The 14,160-nt window shown below is 54.5% G+C and carries 16 protein-coding genes; 7 read left to right on the forward strand and 9 right to left on the reverse strand.

What is annotated here, in order from left to right; all coding sequences use genetic code 11:
* Nucleotides 1-68 precede the first annotated feature (68 nt).
* The gene (gene punR, locus IB226_RS03905; protein WP_192233654.1) at nucleotides 69-980 is read left to right on the forward strand and encodes a DNA-binding transcriptional activator PunR; all 912 of its coding nucleotides are present in this window, start codon (nucleotides 69-71) and stop codon (nucleotides 978-980) included.
* Here punR and purR read toward each other — a convergent pair.
* Nucleotides 977-2,002, reverse strand: coding sequence for an HTH-type transcriptional repressor PurR (gene purR, locus IB226_RS03910; protein WP_101764549.1), 1,026 nt, complete (start codon nucleotides 2,000-2,002; stop codon nucleotides 977-979). The genes punR and purR overlap by 4 nt on opposite strands.
* Before the next feature lie 274 nt (nucleotides 2,003-2,276).
* On the opposite strand from purR, the gene IB226_RS03915 reads away from it, so the two are divergent.
* Complete coding sequence (locus IB226_RS03915) at nucleotides 2,277-2,366, forward strand: YnhF family membrane protein (RefSeq protein WP_007892756.1); 90 nt, start codon at nucleotides 2,277-2,279, stop codon at nucleotides 2,364-2,366.
* Between the two features lie 55 nt (nucleotides 2,367-2,421).
* Here IB226_RS03915 and IB226_RS03920 read toward each other — a convergent pair whose 3' ends face one another.
* Nucleotides 2,422-3,213 carry a C40 family peptidase gene (locus IB226_RS03920; protein WP_101764548.1) on the reverse strand — a complete coding sequence of 264 codons (792 nt, stop codon included), beginning with the start codon at nucleotides 3,211-3,213 and terminating at the stop codon, nucleotides 2,422-2,424.
* A gap of 364 nt (nucleotides 3,214-3,577) precedes the next feature.
* Between IB226_RS03920 and IB226_RS03925 the strand changes: the two genes are divergently transcribed.
* Nucleotides 3,578-3,913 carry a Grx4 family monothiol glutaredoxin gene (locus tag IB226_RS03925; RefSeq protein ID WP_192234503.1) on the forward strand — a complete coding sequence of 112 codons (336 nt, stop codon included), beginning with the start codon at nucleotides 3,578-3,580 and terminating at the stop codon, nucleotides 3,911-3,913.
* A 35-nt stretch (nucleotides 3,914-3,948) separates the two neighbouring features.
* Here the strand turns inward: IB226_RS03925 and rnt are convergent, their stop codons facing one another.
* The 5 genes from rnt to eptA all read right to left on the reverse strand — a co-directional run bounded on the left by rnt (nucleotide 3,949) and on the right by eptA (nucleotide 8,655).
* On the reverse strand, nucleotides 3,949-4,617 hold the full coding sequence (gene rnt, locus IB226_RS03930) for a ribonuclease T (protein ID WP_110866034.1): 669 nt from the start codon (nucleotides 4,615-4,617) through the stop codon (nucleotides 3,949-3,951).
* A gap of 107 nt (nucleotides 4,618-4,724) precedes the next feature.
* Nucleotides 4,725-5,132 (reverse strand): lactoylglutathione lyase, encoded by a 408-nt coding sequence (gene gloA, locus IB226_RS03935; protein WP_007892766.1) that lies wholly within the window; start codon nucleotides 5,130-5,132, stop codon nucleotides 4,725-4,727.
* A 101-nt stretch (nucleotides 5,133-5,233) separates the two neighbouring features.
* A complete protein-coding gene (locus IB226_RS03940) occupies nucleotides 5,234-6,331 on the reverse strand; it encodes an alkene reductase (RefSeq protein ID WP_192233656.1) in 1,098 nt (365 codons plus the stop codon).
* A 50-nt stretch (nucleotides 6,332-6,381) separates the two neighbouring features.
* A complete protein-coding gene (locus tag IB226_RS03945; RefSeq protein WP_101764545.1) occupies nucleotides 6,382-6,978 on the reverse strand; it encodes a TetR/AcrR family transcriptional regulator in 597 nt (198 codons plus the stop codon).
* 39 nt (nucleotides 6,979-7,017) lie between these two features.
* Nucleotides 7,018-8,655 (reverse strand): phosphoethanolamine transferase EptA, encoded by a 1,638-nt coding sequence (eptA, locus tag IB226_RS03950; RefSeq protein WP_192233658.1) that lies wholly within the window; start codon nucleotides 8,653-8,655, stop codon nucleotides 7,018-7,020.
* Between the two features lie 228 nt (nucleotides 8,656-8,883).
* Here eptA and IB226_RS03955 point away from each other — a divergent pair, with 228 nt between their 5' ends.
* The 4 genes from IB226_RS03955 to IB226_RS03970 all read left to right on the forward strand — a co-directional run bounded on the left by IB226_RS03955 (nucleotide 8,884) and on the right by IB226_RS03970 (nucleotide 11,288).
* The gene (locus IB226_RS03955; protein ID WP_008110296.1) at nucleotides 8,884-9,123 is read left to right on the forward strand and encodes a DUF1289 domain-containing protein; all 240 of its coding nucleotides are present in this window, start codon (nucleotides 8,884-8,886) and stop codon (nucleotides 9,121-9,123) included.
* 71 nt (nucleotides 9,124-9,194) lie between these two features.
* Nucleotides 9,195-10,091 (forward strand): aldo/keto reductase family oxidoreductase, encoded by an 897-nt coding sequence (locus IB226_RS03960; RefSeq protein ID WP_192233660.1) that lies wholly within the window; start codon nucleotides 9,195-9,197, stop codon nucleotides 10,089-10,091.
* 80 nt (nucleotides 10,092-10,171) lie between these two features.
* Nucleotides 10,172-10,690 carry a superoxide dismutase family protein gene (gene sodC / locus IB226_RS03965; protein ID WP_192233662.1) on the forward strand — a complete coding sequence of 173 codons (519 nt, stop codon included), beginning with the start codon at nucleotides 10,172-10,174 and terminating at the stop codon, nucleotides 10,688-10,690.
* A 130-nt stretch (nucleotides 10,691-10,820) separates the two neighbouring features.
* Nucleotides 10,821-11,288, forward strand: a complete 468-nt coding sequence (locus IB226_RS03970) for a hypothetical protein (RefSeq protein ID WP_101764541.1) — start codon at nucleotides 10,821-10,823, stop codon at nucleotides 11,286-11,288.
* Here IB226_RS03970 and IB226_RS03975 read toward each other — a convergent pair whose 3' ends face one another.
* The gene (locus tag IB226_RS03975; protein ID WP_192233665.1) at nucleotides 11,289-13,289 is read right to left on the reverse strand and encodes an FUSC family protein; all 2,001 of its coding nucleotides are present in this window, start codon (nucleotides 13,287-13,289) and stop codon (nucleotides 11,289-11,291) included.
* Between the two features lie 7 nt (nucleotides 13,290-13,296).
* Nucleotides 13,297-14,154, reverse strand: coding sequence for an HlyD family secretion protein (locus IB226_RS03980; RefSeq protein ID WP_192233667.1), 858 nt, complete (start codon nucleotides 14,152-14,154; stop codon nucleotides 13,297-13,299).
* Nucleotides 14,155-14,160: the final 6 nt, after the last annotated feature.

Raw genomic sequence — 14,160 nt, forward strand, 5'->3', positions numbered from 1 at the left:
AGGATGCAGCACGCTTTGTGAAACGCTAATATTTGCATGGTGCTGTTAAAATTTTTGAAGGCAAAATTATGTGGTCAGAATATGCGCTTGAAGTGGTGGATGCAGTAGCGCGCACCGGCAGTTTTAGCGCGGCAGCGCAGGAGCTGCATCGCGTGCCCTCTGCCGTCAGTTACACTGTGCGCCAGCTGGAAAACTGGCTGGCGGTGCCGCTGTTTGAGCGCCAGCATCGGGAAGTGGTGATGACAGCGGCGGGCGAGCATTTTGTGCGGGAAGGCCGTTCTGTTATCAAAAAAATGCTGGCAACTCGCCGACAGTGTCAGCAACTGGCAAATGGCTGGCGCGGCGAGTTGAGCATCGCGGTTGACTGCATAGTAAAACCGCAGCGTACGCGACAGTTAGTGAAAGACTTCTACCGCCATTTTCCCGACATGGAGCTGATTATCAGCTACGAAGTGTTCAACGGCGTGTGGGATGCGTTGGCTGATGGTCGGGTGGATGTGGCGATTGGCGCAACTCAGGCCATCCCGGTGGGCGGACGTTTTGCTTTTCAGGATATGGGCGCGCTGAACTGGCGTTGTGTGGTGAGTCCCGATCATCCGCTGGTTAACAGCAAGGAGCTGGATGATGAAACCTTGCGGGCGTGGCCATCGCTGGTGCTGGAAGATACCTCGCGTGCGTTGCCGCGCCGTATGACATGGACGCTGGATAATCAGCGGCGGTTGGTGGTGCCAGAGTGGGAAACCGGGATGGATTGTTTGCTGGCAGGATTGTGCGTCGGTATGGTGCCTGGCCATTTGGCGCGTCCACTGCTGGACAGCCAAAAACTGGTCGAGCTGGCGCTACCGCAGGCGTTTCCGGACAGTCCGTGCTGCGTCAGCTGGTCAGAACAGCGCGCGTCACCGGCGCTGGCGTGGTTACTGGCTTATCTCGGGGATGCGGAAACGCTGAACCACGAATGGCTCAGCGAAGTGTTGGCTTAGCGGCGGTAGTCGCGGAACGGACCGTACGCCACCGAACGGCGTTCAATCAGCGTTGGCTGGACTTCGATAGTTTGCGGATCTTCGCGCTTGCTGGTGATGCGATCCAGCAGCATTTCCAGCGCTTTTTCGCCCAGTTCAGCTTTTGGCTGGTGCACGGTGGTGAGCGCTGGTGTGAAATAGCGCGCGTTGCGCACGTTATCGTAGCCAATCACCGAGATATCCTGCGGTACGCGCAAACCCATCTCATCAGCAGCGCAAATCGCGCCCATCGCCATGATATCGCCACCGCAGAACACCGCGGTTGGACGCTGTTTCTGATTTAAGATCTGTTGCATCGCCAGATAGCCCGATTCAGGCTCAAAGTCGCCCTGAACCACCCACTCGGGACGCACCGTAATGCCCGCTTCGTTCATTGCCTGCAGGAAGCCAGCATGACGTCCACCGCCGGTGTTGCGCTCCATTTGGCCAGGAATGGCACCGATATCGCGATGGCCACGTTCAATCAGATAACGCCCGGCGAGATAGCCGCCCTGAAATGCATTGTCCTGCACAGTATCGGTGAAATCACCGCGTGACGCGCCCCAGTCCATTACCACCATGGGGATATTGCGGTTCTCTTCCAGCATCTGCAGCAAATCGTCTGGATATTCCGAACACATCACCAGCAAGCCATCGACGCGCTTTTGCGCCATCATCGACAGGTAAGCGCGCTGCTTTTGCAGATCGTTGTGCGCATTGCCGAGAATCAGCGTATAGCCGCGTTCGAAGCAGCGGTTCTCCACCGCTTCGATAATTTCAGCGAAGTAGGGCGCTTCGCTGGAGGTCGCCAGCAGACCCAAAGTTTTGGTGTGATTGACTTTAAGACTACGCGCCACGGCACTCGGCGAGTAGTGTAATTCTTTGATCGCTTCCCATACGGCGTTACGCGTCTCTTCCGCAACGAAACGCGTTTTGTTGATGACATGCGAAACCGTGGTGGTTGAGACACCCGCGCGTTTTGCGACATCTTTAATTGTTGCCATGAAAATGGTGCTCCTGGGCTTATCGCAACTTACTGATAAGTATATTGTTAAACGTTTGCGTCTGCTAATGCTTTTACAGCCCAAAAAAGCGGGCAAAACGGCATGTTCAAGCAGGTAAAATCACTTCATCACGCTGTAAATACAGCCTGCGCAAAATCTGTTGCGCAACGAAAGGCGGCGATTCTAGCAAGCTGGCGCGGATAACACGAGATTTTTGCCTATTGCTATGCGAAAATCGCCTTAACCCTAATAATTGTGTGACTAAGGAGTTGTGATGAATACCGACCTGAAGCTGGCGCTAATGACCACTGTTGGCGCACTGTTGATGATTATCGCCTTCAGCTTTACCGCGATCATGCACTAACAAAAAAGCCGGAGCTGAGAACAGCATCCGGCTTTTTATGTCTGTTGCGCAACAACTAGCGAATGGTTTTTGGCGTCATCATACGACGCGCGCCCACATAGTGCTTCTGCCAGTAATCCTCACCCAATGCGCTAATCTGAATATCTTTGCCGGTACGCGGCGACTGAATGAATTTGCCATTGCCAAGATAAACGCCCACATGGTCGGCGGTACCGCGATTGTTGATGCGGAAGAACACCAGATCGCCTTTCTCCAGCATTTCACGCTTAATCGGTGCCGCATCACGCAGGTGATACATCTCATTGGCGGTGCGTGGCAGTTTGAATTTCACCAGATCTTTATAGGCGTACCATACCAGGCCGCTGCAATCGAAACCAGTGTGTGGCGAAGCGCCGCCCCACTGATAAGGTTTGCCGAGTTGACCCATTAATTTGGTCATCGCCGTTTCACGCGCTTTTTGATAACGCTGGCGGTGCGCTTTACTCATTTTGATGCCGGTCAGCGCTAACGCTTCATCATCGACGGCGATCTCGGGCGTTTTCTTCGCTAAACGTTGATGACCGTATTTCTTAGCAGAGAGTTTCAGCGGGGATTTTTTGCTGGTGGTTTTGTGCAGCGCGATGTCTGTTTTGGTCTGTTTTTTGAGTTTGAATTTTTGAACAGCGGTCAGACGCGATTTTTTGGTGGTGGTTTTTACCGGACGTCGTTTGCGGCGCTCGTCTTCACGTGCGCTCTTTTTCTCTGCTTTAAGCGAACTGGCGTTAACGGGCGCATGCGGAGATGCAGCGGCCACATTAAAGAACAGTTGGGCGAAAGCCAGTATGAAAAGCGTAATTAGTAGACGCATAATCCGGTTACAGGTTAAGCAGGCTGAATCATAGCAGACTGCGTAAAAGTGAGAGAAATCTGATCAAGTGACCAGCGCCGAGGCAATTCTAATCCACTTTTTTTACAAAAGGTAAGGCCTTTTTCTATTAATATGTTACCAGATTGATTCTGTAGCAAAAATGAGCGATTTCAGCTGGTTAACACAGCGAAATTATTGCTAATTATTAATTTATTAATGCCAATTAATGATATGAAAATGTTATTTGTCATGCGTTAACTTAACAAACATGGCGATTAGCCAGTGCAAACGCAAAATCCCGTTTTCAGTCCGGGAGCGAAATCGCTACAATAAACAAACACGAAGTAGAAGATTAAGGAAGGCAATAATGAGTACTGTTGAAAAAATTCAGCGTCAGATCGCAGAAAACCCGATTCTGCTGTACATGAAAGGTTCGCCAAAGCTGCCAAGCTGTGGTTTTTCGGCGCAAGCCGTGCAGGCGCTTTCTGCGTGTGGCGAGCGTTTCGCTTACGTGGACATTCTGCAGAACCCGGATATTCGCGCTGAAATGCCAAAATACGCTAACTGGCCAACCTTCCCGCAGCTGTGGGTCGATGGTGAACTGGTCGGCGGCTGCGACATCATCGTTGAGATGTTCCAGCGCGGTGAACTTCAGCCACTGCTGAAAGATACCGCTGAGAAGTATAAAGAAGCGGAATAATGCAGAAGGCCGACACATGTCGGCCTTTTCTTTAGTTACCCGGCAGACGCCTCGTCTGCGGATTCTTCACTAAAAGCCAGCGGCCAGCCGCCCAGGCGTTTCCAGCGGTTTACCAACTCACAGAACAGCGTCGCGGTTTGCTCGGTGTCATACAGCGCCGAATGCGCCTGCGTGCTATCAAACTCCATTCCCGCCGCTTTACAGGCTTTCGCCAACACGGTTTGCCCCAGCACTAAACCGCTCAGTGCCGCGGTATCAAAAGTGGCAAACGGGTGGAACGGATTGCGCTTCAGGCTGGCGCGCTCGGCGGCCGCCATCACGAAGTTGAGATCGAAAGTGGCATTGTGCGCCACGATAATGGCGCGATTGCAGCCGCTATCTTTGGTGCCTTTGCGCACCATTTTAAAAATCGCATGCAGGGCTTCATATTCGCTTACCGCACCGCGCAGCGGATTGGTGGGATCGATGCCGGTAAACGCCAGCGCCGCAGGATTCAGAATGGCGCCTTCAAACGGTTCCACATGGAAGTGCAGCGTTTCATCGCGGTGCAACCAGCCGTCTTCATCCATTTTCAGCGTGGTGGCTGCAATTTCCAGCAGTGCATCGGTTTGAGCATTGAAACCCGCAGTTTCAACGTCGATCACAACAGGATAAAAACCGCGGAAGCGTTGGTGGAGAGCGTTTAAAGCGTTCGATTCAGACATCAGGATCTCATGGCAATAAATAGGGCAGCGCGCATTATGGCAAAAATCGCAGGAGGGTGCAGCAGGAGAGGGAAGTCAGCCTGCAAATAGCAGGCTGACGAGCAACCTTAGTTGCCTAAGCCGTGACCGGCATGTTTGTTTTCAATCAGCTCGATTTTGTAGCCGTCTGGATCTTCAACAAACGCAATAATAGTCGAACCGCCTTTTACCGGGCCCGCTTCACGCGTTACGTTGCCGCCCGCGCTGCGAATGCGTTCGCAGGTGTCAGCCACATTGTCCACGCCCAGCGCGATATGGCCGTAAGCGTTGCCGAGATCGTATTTATCCACGCCCCAGTTGTAAGTCAGCTCAATCACCGCGCCCTCGCTCTCTTCGGTGTAGCCAACGAATGCCAGAGTGTATTTATACTCGGTGTTTTCGCTTTGACGCAGTACGCGCATGCCGAGCACGCGGGTGTAGAAATCGATTGAACGTTGTAAATCGCCAACGCGTAACATGGTGTGAAGTAAACGCATAACATCCTCTTTTTTTAAAACGTCATCAGTGCATGACAAGCAACTTAGTATACACACTGATGAAATAACGCTGCCGCCTATCCGCCGCGGCAGCCATTTTCTTACAGGGTTGGATAATCGGTATAACCTTCCGCGCCGCCACCGTAAAAACTCTCAGGACGCTGCGGATTGAGTGGCGCATCCTGCTGCAGACGGGCAACCAGATCCGGGTTGGCGATAAAGTCGCGACCAAAGGCCACGGCGTCAATCAGGCCACGCGCAATCAGATCGTCGGCTTTCTCAACGGTGTAAGCACCGGCACCGATGATCACGCCTGGGAACAGGGCACGCACTTTTTCACGGAATGCATCGCTGTAAGGCTGTCCGCCCGCCCAGTCTGGCTCAGAAAGGTGCAGATAGGCGATGCCGCGTTTGCCCAGCTCGGCGATATACCACAGCGCCGCTTTTTCTTCTTCCGGGCCATTGTCCAGATTCTGGAAAGCACCGATTGGCGAAACGCGGATACCGATACGATCGGCAGACCAGTTAGCAATCGCCGCATCCACCACTTCCAGCGCGAAACGGCCACGCTTTTCAATCGAACCGCCGTACTCATCGGTACGCTGGTTTGAGCCTGGTGCGAGGAACTGGTGCATCAGATAGCCGTGCGCGGAGTGCAGCTCCAGCAGGTCGAAATCGGCTTCGCGCGCATTGGCGGCGGCCTGACCAAAATCTTGTACGATTTGCTGAATTTCAGCCACTGACAACTCGCGTGGCACGGAGGTGTCTTCACGATAAACAGAACCATCCGCGGTGCGCAGGGACGTGCGCGTACCTGCCGCTAGTGGGGATGGGGCGACCGGCGCTTTGCCTTCGGGCTGCACGCTGTTATGAGAAATGCGGCCGGTGTGCCACAGCTGCACGGCGCTGTGACCGTTGGCGGCATGAATGCCTTCGTTAATCACTTTCCACGCGGCAATTTGCTGCTGTGTGTGCAGACCCGGCGCACCGGCATAGCCTTTCGCCTGGAAAGAGATCTGGGTGGCTTCGGTGATGATCAAACCGGCACTGGCGCGCTGTTGATAATATTCTGCCATCAGCGGCGTAGGGATATCGCCCGGCTCAATGCTGCGCAGACGCGTCAACGGGGCCATGAAAATGCGGTTCGGTACGGTAATCGCGCCCACTTTAAGTGGGGAGAACAGCTGCTTACTCGCCATATTTATTGCTCCAGGAAGACCGGTCGTCTAGTAAATGGGGTTTTTAAAAATCAGTGACTTATCAGCCACTGTTCGATGGTGTCGAGTGCCAGGCTAATCGGGCCCGGCTCTCGGGAAATCTTGCTCTGCAAACTGGCTCCAAGCCACAGCAAGTAGCAGCGCTGCGCCAGCTGCTGCGGCGTTTGCCCAAACGGCAGCGGCTGCTCAGCTGCCACCTCAGTCAAACAGCGCGTGTAGGCAGCGATAATGGCGTTGGCACCCTGTTGCAGTGCATCGCGCATCGGCTCAGAGAGATCGCACACTTCGGCTGACAATTTTACGCCAAGACAGCCAACAATATGACCTTGCTCGATAAACAGCCGTTCGCCATAGCGGAAATGCGCTAACAACCGCTCGGTCGGCGTTAAATCGGGCAGACTCAACTGCTGATCAATCTGCTGCTGGAAATGGCTGAAGTAGCGCTCAATCAGCGCCACGCCAAAGGCCTCTTTCGAACCGAAATAGTGGTAGAACGAGCCTTTCGTGACTTCCGCCAGCGCCAGCATCTCGATCAAACCCATGCCGGTAAAGCCGCGCTGTAAACAAACCTGCTCGCCAATAGCGAGCAGGTGTTCACGGGTATCGTTGCGTTGCAGAGTCTTATTCATGGGGGGCAGGTTATTAGACCAGTCAGTCTAACGCAACCCTCAGGCGGCAGTTTGGCACGATCTGATCATGTCTAGCTGCGGCTGATACTGCTGCGTCTGGATATTGAACATGCCTAAAACCGTATGGAAAAGATTATCTTGCGAAACCTTGGCGTCAGCCGCTTGCTGGCGTAAACAGGTATCATTGATGTGGTACGCCGCCGCGTATCCCGGTGACATCCACATCAGCAGAGGAATGTGTGTTTGCTGCGCAGGCGCAAACAGGTAAGGCGCGCCGTGCAGATACATCCCGCGCTCGCCAAGCGATTCGCCGTGATCGGAGAGATAAACCAGCGCAACATTGAAGTGATCGCTTAGGCCTTTAAGCTTATCGATGGTGCGGCTCAGCATGTCGTCGCTATACAGCAGCGAGTTATCGTAAGTATTCACCAGCGCCTGATGATCGCAATCCTGAATCTGCTTGCTGTCGCAGGTGGGCGTGAAACGGCGGAACTCAGCCGGATAACGCTGATAATAGGCTGGGCCGTGGCTGCCCATCTGATGCAGCACGATAATGCCGTCGTTGTGCAGGCTGGCAACATAGTTATCAAGACGATGCAGCAACACCTCATCCTGGCAAAAACCATCGTGACAATATTGCGGCAGTTTCCACTGCGTCATATCGGTGTGCGGCACGCGGTCACAGGCGCCTTTACAGCCACCATCATTTTCGCGCCACAGTACGCTTACGCCCGCATGGGCGAGGATGTCGAGTACGCCTTCCTGGTGGTGCGCCAGATTGGCGTCGTAATGCATGCGAGGCATATTCGAGAACATACAGGGCACCGAGATGGCGGTTTCTGTGCCACAGGAACTGGCGTTGGGATAGTAAATCACCTGCTGTTTTTTCAGTTCTGGATTGGTATCTCGCGCGTAACCACCCAACGAGAAGTTCTCGGCGCGCGCCGTTTCGCCTACCACTAACACCACCAGCGTTTTACGGGTTGCGGCGGAGATTAACGCACCTTTATGTGCATCTTCACCGATTTTCACCAGCGCCTGGCTACCTTGCAGATAGCGTTGATCGACATAGTGGCCGGTGCCGCTGACGATATTGGCCGGGGTAATCATCTTGATCAGATTTTTATTATTGCGGATTAGCGAGGCGTAATCTTTGTAAAACAGCGCCGCCATCAGCAGTATCACCAATATTGCGCCCAGTGCGCCCGTCAGGCGTTGCAGCAGATTCCACCACCAGCGTGGTCCACGACGAATACGCACGCCGCAAATCAACGCCACCGGCACCATCCCCATCAATAACATCCAGAGTAGATAGCGGCTGCTGAACAACGCTGAGGCTTCCTGCGGGTCGGATTCAAAGACATTTTGCATCATATTGGTGTCGATCACCGTGCCAAAACTGTGCATGAAGTAATTGGCGGCGGCGCTGACGAACACCAGCACAATCAGCAATGGCTTGCGCAGATAAGGCCATGCAGCAAGTGAGAAAATAAAATAGAAAGCCGAGGCCAGTACCAGCGGAATACTGGCGGCGAACAGATAATCGTGGGGATGATCGTAAGGAATCATTTCCCAGGCACGCAGCAAGAACAGGGCATTCAAAACTAATGCGAAGAACAGCGCTGCGATAAGGTTAAATCCGCTGGTGCCGCACTGCAGGGTGGTCGGGAATCTCATGAAAACTCAACGGTAAGAAGTCGTGTGACAATCGTATGAAGACAAGCTGAGGAAAACCTTAACCAAGAGTAAACATAAACCATCCAAATCCGATAAATGCTGGCTATTTGGTAAACAGGCGTAACCAGACAGCGTAATGGCTTGATTATGCGCAATGGGCGTCTACGCTTTGCACAATGTCATTAAGCTGTTATCAATGTGATATGAGATGTTAATTGCGGAGTGGATGTGGCCGAGCAACTCGAGTTCTTCCCTGTTCCCAGCCCGTGTCGAGGTATTTGCCAGAGTGACGCGCGTGGCTATTGTCGTGGCTGTTTACGCAGCCGGGAAGAGCGCTTTAACTGGATGAAATTCAGCGATGCGCAAAAGCGCGATGTGCTGCGCTTGTGCCGGCAACGCTTTTTGCGCCTGCAGCGGCAGCAAAAAGTGGATGAAGATCATGATCCACAACAACCGGAACTGTTTTAAGAAAACGATGATTTGCCTTTCCGTTATACTCCCGCTTTCGTCATCTGGAACCGTGTTTTGGGAGTTTAACCATGTTACAAGCGCAGGCTATTGCACCGCAGGGACCCTCATTTTCACCGCTGATCGCCGGTTACTGGCGTTTAATGGAGTGGGGCATGACGCCGCAGCATGTGGTGCAGTTTATTGAGCACCATTTAGCGCTGGGCATCACCACCGTCGATCACGCCGACATCTACGGCGATTACCAATGTGAAGCCGCCTTTGGTGCCGCGCTGCGCCTCGCGCCAGGGTTGCGTGAGAAGCTGCAAATCGTCACCAAATGCGGCATTGCGACGCGCGCAAAGCCTGAACACCGTATTGGTCACTACATCACCGAAGCCAGCCACATTCTGCACAGCGCCGAAAATTCGCTGCGCCATTTCCATACCGATTACCTCGATTTGCTATTGATTCATCGCCCGGATCCGTTGATGGACGCTGATGAGATTGCCGAAGCCTTTACGGCGCTGCATCAGAGCGGCAAAGTACGCCATTTTGGCGTCTCCAACTTCACCGCCTCGCAGTTCACGCTGCTGCAATCGCGTTTGCCGTTCAGTCTGGTCACCAATCAACTGGAGATCTCTCCACTGGAACAAACGTCGCTGCTGGATGGCTCGCTTGACCAGTGCCAGCAAAATCGCATTCGCCCGATGGCGTGGTCATGCCTCGGCGGCGGTCGCCTGTTTAACGATCCGCATTATCAGCCGCTGCGCGATGAGCTGGAGCAGGTTAAGCAGGAGATCGGCGCCAGCAATATCGAGCAGGTGGTGTATGCATGGGTGATGAAACTGCCAAGCCGTCCGCTGCCGATTATTGGATCAGGTAAAATCGAACGTGTAAAAGAGGCGGTTGGCGCGTGCCAATTGACGCTGGATCGCCAGCAATGGTTCCGCATCCGTAAAGCCGCCATCGGCTACGATGTGCCCTAAAGCGTAAAGCTGCGTCAAATTACGGCAGCCTGGATGAAAGCAGTCCAGGCTTAGAGGGAATCTAACCGTAAGGAGACGTTATGAAGAAAACCCTCATTGTTATGCTGGCTCTGGCCTGCGCCGCGGGTGCGCAGGCGGCGTCAGAAGAAGTCACGCTGCATGAAACCACGGCGCAAGGCATCGGGGCAGCGATTGGCACCGTCACGCTTAGCGAAACGCCATACGGTGTGCAATTTACCCCAGCGTTAAGCGGCCTGAAACCCGGCATTCATGGTTTCCACGTCCATGCTAAAGGCAGCTGTGAACCGGGCGAGTCGGACGGTAAAACGGTGGCGGCCGGTGCGGCGGGCGGACATCTCGATCCGCAAAAATCCGGCAAGCATCTTGGTCCGTATGCCGATGGTCACCTTGGCGACTTACCCGCGCTGTTTGTCACAGATGATGGCAAGGCGACGTACCCGGTCGTTGCGCCACGCATCAAATCCCTGAGTGAAATCAAAGGTAAAGCCTTGATGGTGCATGTGGGCGGCGATAATCATGCCGACCATCCGCAACCGCTTGGCGGCGGCGGGGCGCGTTTTGCCTGCGGCGTAATTTAATGCTTTGGGCGGCAGCAGCTTGTCGCCCCCATTTCCTCACGCTGAAAAAAGTTGACCCATTTTCTTGCTACTCTCCGCGGTTTTTCCATCCTATGATATTGATTCAGGAATAAAACCTTCAGGGGCAGGAATGAAAGCGCGTGGGATGATGTTGTTATGTTTATTGCTGGTGGGATGCGATCAACCCAACGACACACAGCTGCGTTTAGATGCCAGTCGACAACTGCAACGCACCATTGATACCAATCCGCTGCGCGTCGGCTGTGAGAAAATTGCGCGTGGCCGTGAATGGCTAACCCAGCACACCCTTCATCGGCTCGAAGCCAATGGCTGCGAAAATGTCTTGCGCAGCGCCACCGAAACCAACTTCACCCACAGCGAAACTTATCGTCATGCGATGACAGTGGTGTGCGGCGGTATTCAGGGCAAAAGTTTCACCGGCACCACTTTGTATCGCCGCTTTATCTACTCTTCAGAAGAGAAGGCGCTGGTAATTGAACCGATGTCCGATCAGGATAAAACCCGCTTTGAAGGACAGAAATCGCTGCAGCAGTTGCAGGATGATTTTAATCGTCAGACCACGCAATATTGTCAGTAATCAATCCGGTACCGCCTGCGCTAACTGGGCCAGTGAGCAGCGCAGGCGCCACAAAATGCCCGCCAGCGTATTGGCTTCGCTCTCCTGTTGCTGCTGCAGTTGCTCAATCAGGGTTTCCAGCTCATCCAGCGTGGCCTGCAGCGCGGTGTGATGCACGCCGCGCAGACTTATAATTCGTTGCAGATCCTGCAGGCTGCTATCACGCATTTGCCTGAGCGTAGCCGACGTCGGCTGCCATTGGCGCAGCTGCCAGACAATGTGGGAACAGTTCAGTAACACCACGCCCCAGCGCAGCAGCCAGACGCGCGCCTGCTCGTCCCGACTGTTACTGAGCTGGCTAATATGATGATAAATCTGTGATTCGAAGTGGCTTTCGCTCAGGCGCGGATGGCGGCGAAGCTGATCGAGAAACGCATGGCGCAGGGCACGAATATGCCGACGACTGCGACGCGCATCGGAACTGGGACGCAGCACCTGAAACGCCAGCCACGCCAGCATTACGCCGCACACCTTGGCGATATTGTCATTGAGGAAGCTTTGATAATCCCAGTCCGGCGGATTGGTGACGGCGATAAAGGATCCCATAAAAACAATGAATTGCCCCCACATCCCGGCGCGTTTCTTCTGCTGCAGTTTGAACAACTGCAAGGTGAGCAGCAGCGGGAATAGCACCAGTAAAAACTGCCACAGCGCGCTGATTTGCACCATCAAACCAAACTGCAGCACAAAACTAAACAGCGACAGCCACAGCAAGGTTTTCAGCAACAGCGAGACGCTGCCACTGGGCGAGGGCGCGGAGGAGTAAAGCACGCAGGCGATGGCGGTAAGCGTCAGGGCGGCGGCACCGGAATCCCATTGCGTGGTGATCCAAAAGGCGCTTCCCAGCATGATGACGCTGAAGGTTCGCAGCGCGCTCCAGCCGGCTTCAGCACTGTCGCTTTCGCGCGCCAGCGAGGGCGCATACGGCGGCTGAAAACGGGTATCGGCATCGGCGCGTTCAATCAGGCGAATCCAGCGATTCACATTGAGATACACCCAGCAGAAATAACGCAGTCGCTGGACGAAGGCGCGTTGACGGTAATCACCGGTTGCTGATGGCGTGATGCCACGCAGAATCAGCGCCAAACGGTATTTGTCGCACTGCGGCTGCGCCAGTTCCTGCAACAGTTTGGCCATGGCGTCGTAAAGTTCGGGTGGCGCATCGGGCCAGTTCAGCAACATGCGGCGCAGGCTTGAGAGTACACTGGTGAGACGCAGCTGCTGGTGCAGCACATAGTTCAGCACGTTATTCTGGCGGCGGAAGCGATAGTGGCTCCAGAACGCCTGAATGCGCAGCAGGTTCATGGTGAGAATCTGGCTAATGACATTCTCATGGGCGGTGCGCACGTTATCAGTGCTGCTTTGCTGCAGTAATAACACCGCATGATCCAGCAAACGCGCGTGCATCTGACGCAGTGAACTCATCAGTGCGTTGCCATCTGAGGTGCTGGGCAGAATCATCATCATCAATCCGGCACACAGGATGCCGGAGATCACTTCGCACACGCGCGCCTGAGCGATATCCCACAGCTGAGTGACATCGGTGATGTTGACACTGCTAAAAGCGATGATGGCGGCGGTATAACCCGCCAGCGAAAACGCGTAGGCCACGTTATTTTGGTAGTGATTGGCGATCCAGGTACAGAACGCCAGCCACCCGGCCATGAAAAAGGCAAACAGCCAGGGTTCGTTCAGCGTGTGTCCGGCGATCAGCAGCGCGGCGCTGGCACCGAGCAAACTGCCAACGATGCGCCCCAGACTTTTACTGATGGCGCCGCCGACGGTGGGAAAACTCACCACCGCCGCCGAGGTCATGGCCCAGTAAGGTTGATCGAGTTGCAGCGCATAGGCGATGGTCAAGGCGAGACACATCGCGATGCCATTACGCAGCGCGTAGCGCCACTCGCCCCAACTTGCTTTTATCCACGGCAGATTTTGCCAGGCCAGCCACTGAAAATTCATCACAACCTCAGTCGGCAATGGAGATGGTGCAGGTGGTGCCTGCCACCAGCGGCACACCTTCCGGCAACGCGTCAAAGCGAATACGTACCGGCACGCGCTGCGCCAGGCGCACCCAGGGCACATTAGGCTTGATATCGGGCACCAGCCCGCCATCGCTGGCGACGCTTTGGTCATAAATGGCGCGTCCGATACTTTCCACTGAACCCTGCAAGCGCGCGCCGTTGCTGTACAACACAATTTGCGCGGCAGCGCCGGGCTGAATATGGCGCAGCTTGGTCTCTTCGAAATAGCCCATCACGTAGTAAGAGTGGCTGTCGACCAGCGCAAACAGCGGCGTACCGGCGCTGGCATAGTTGCCGGTGCGCAGCGTCAGGTTGCTGATCCAGCCATCGGTGGGCGCAGTAATGGTGGTTTGATCAAGATTCCAGCGTGCCTGATCGAGGCTAGCCTGCGCCGCTTTTGCCGTCGCTGCGGCAGCATTGGCGGTTAAGCGGGCGGCATCCATATCTTCCGCTGAAATGACGTTGCGCGGCAGGCTGGCGCGGCGATTGGCTTCATGCTGCGCTTTGGCCAGATCGGCCTGCGCTTTAGCCAGTTGGGCTTCGGCATTGGCCTGCGCAATTTGCCACGGCACCGGATCGAGCTTCAGCAGCACGTCGCCTTTATGCACAAACTGATTGTCGCGCACTTCCAGAGCGATGATGCGACCGGACACTTCCGGCGTGATATCCACCAGCTCGGCGCGCACTTTGCCGTCACGCGTCCATGGCGATTGCATGTAGTAATTCCACATCCACCATCCGGCAAGCAGGGCCAGCGCAAAAATCACCAGGGTTGAAAAATACTTAAAAGGGTTGAATTTCATAGTGAT

This window comes from Pantoea sp. PNT03 (assembly GCF_014852515.1).
Taxonomy (GTDB): domain Bacteria; phylum Pseudomonadota; class Gammaproteobacteria; order Enterobacterales; family Enterobacteriaceae; genus Pantoea; species Pantoea leporis.

Bases quoted from the DNA above. Each gene is read 5' to 3' on its own strand.
- purR (WP_101764549.1), bottom strand. From the start codon at position 2,002: ATGGCAACAATTAAAGATGTCGCAAAACGCGCGGGTGTCTCAACCACC.
- IB226_RS03915 (WP_007892756.1), top strand. From the start codon at position 2,277: ATGAATACCGACCTGAAGCTGGCGCTAATGACCACTGTTGGCGCACTG.
- IB226_RS03920 (WP_101764548.1), bottom strand. From the start codon at position 3,213: ATGCGTCTACTAATTACGCTTTTCATACTGGCTTTCGCCCAACTGTTC.
- eptA (WP_192233658.1), bottom strand. From the start codon at position 8,655: ATGAGATTCCCGACCACCCTGCAGTGCGGCACCAGCGGATTTAACCTT.
- IB226_RS03960 (WP_192233660.1), top strand. From the start codon at position 9,195: ATGTTACAAGCGCAGGCTATTGCACCGCAGGGACCCTCATTTTCACCG.
- IB226_RS03980 (WP_192233667.1), bottom strand. From the start codon at position 14,154: ATGAAATTCAACCCTTTTAAGTATTTTTCAACCCTGGTGATTTTTGCG.
- sodC (WP_192233662.1), top strand. From the start codon at position 10,172: ATGAAGAAAACCCTCATTGTTATGCTGGCTCTGGCCTGCGCCGCGGGT.
- IB226_RS03945 (WP_101764545.1), bottom strand. From the start codon at position 6,978: ATGAATAAGACTCTGCAACGCAACGATACCCGTGAACACCTGCTCGCT.
- rnt (WP_110866034.1), bottom strand. From the start codon at position 4,617: ATGTCTGAATCGAACGCTTTAAACGCTCTCCACCAACGCTTCCGCGGT.
- punR (WP_192233654.1), top strand. From the start codon at position 69: ATGTGGTCAGAATATGCGCTTGAAGTGGTGGATGCAGTAGCGCGCACC.
- IB226_RS03940 (WP_192233656.1), bottom strand. From the start codon at position 6,331: ATGGCGAGTAAGCAGCTGTTCTCCCCACTTAAAGTGGGCGCGATTACC.
- IB226_RS03975 (WP_192233665.1), bottom strand. From the start codon at position 13,289: ATGAATTTTCAGTGGCTGGCCTGGCAAAATCTGCCGTGGATAAAAGCA.
- gloA (WP_007892766.1), bottom strand. From the start codon at position 5,132: ATGCGTTTACTTCACACCATGTTACGCGTTGGCGATTTACAACGTTCA.
- IB226_RS03970 (WP_101764541.1), top strand. From the start codon at position 10,821: ATGAAAGCGCGTGGGATGATGTTGTTATGTTTATTGCTGGTGGGATGC.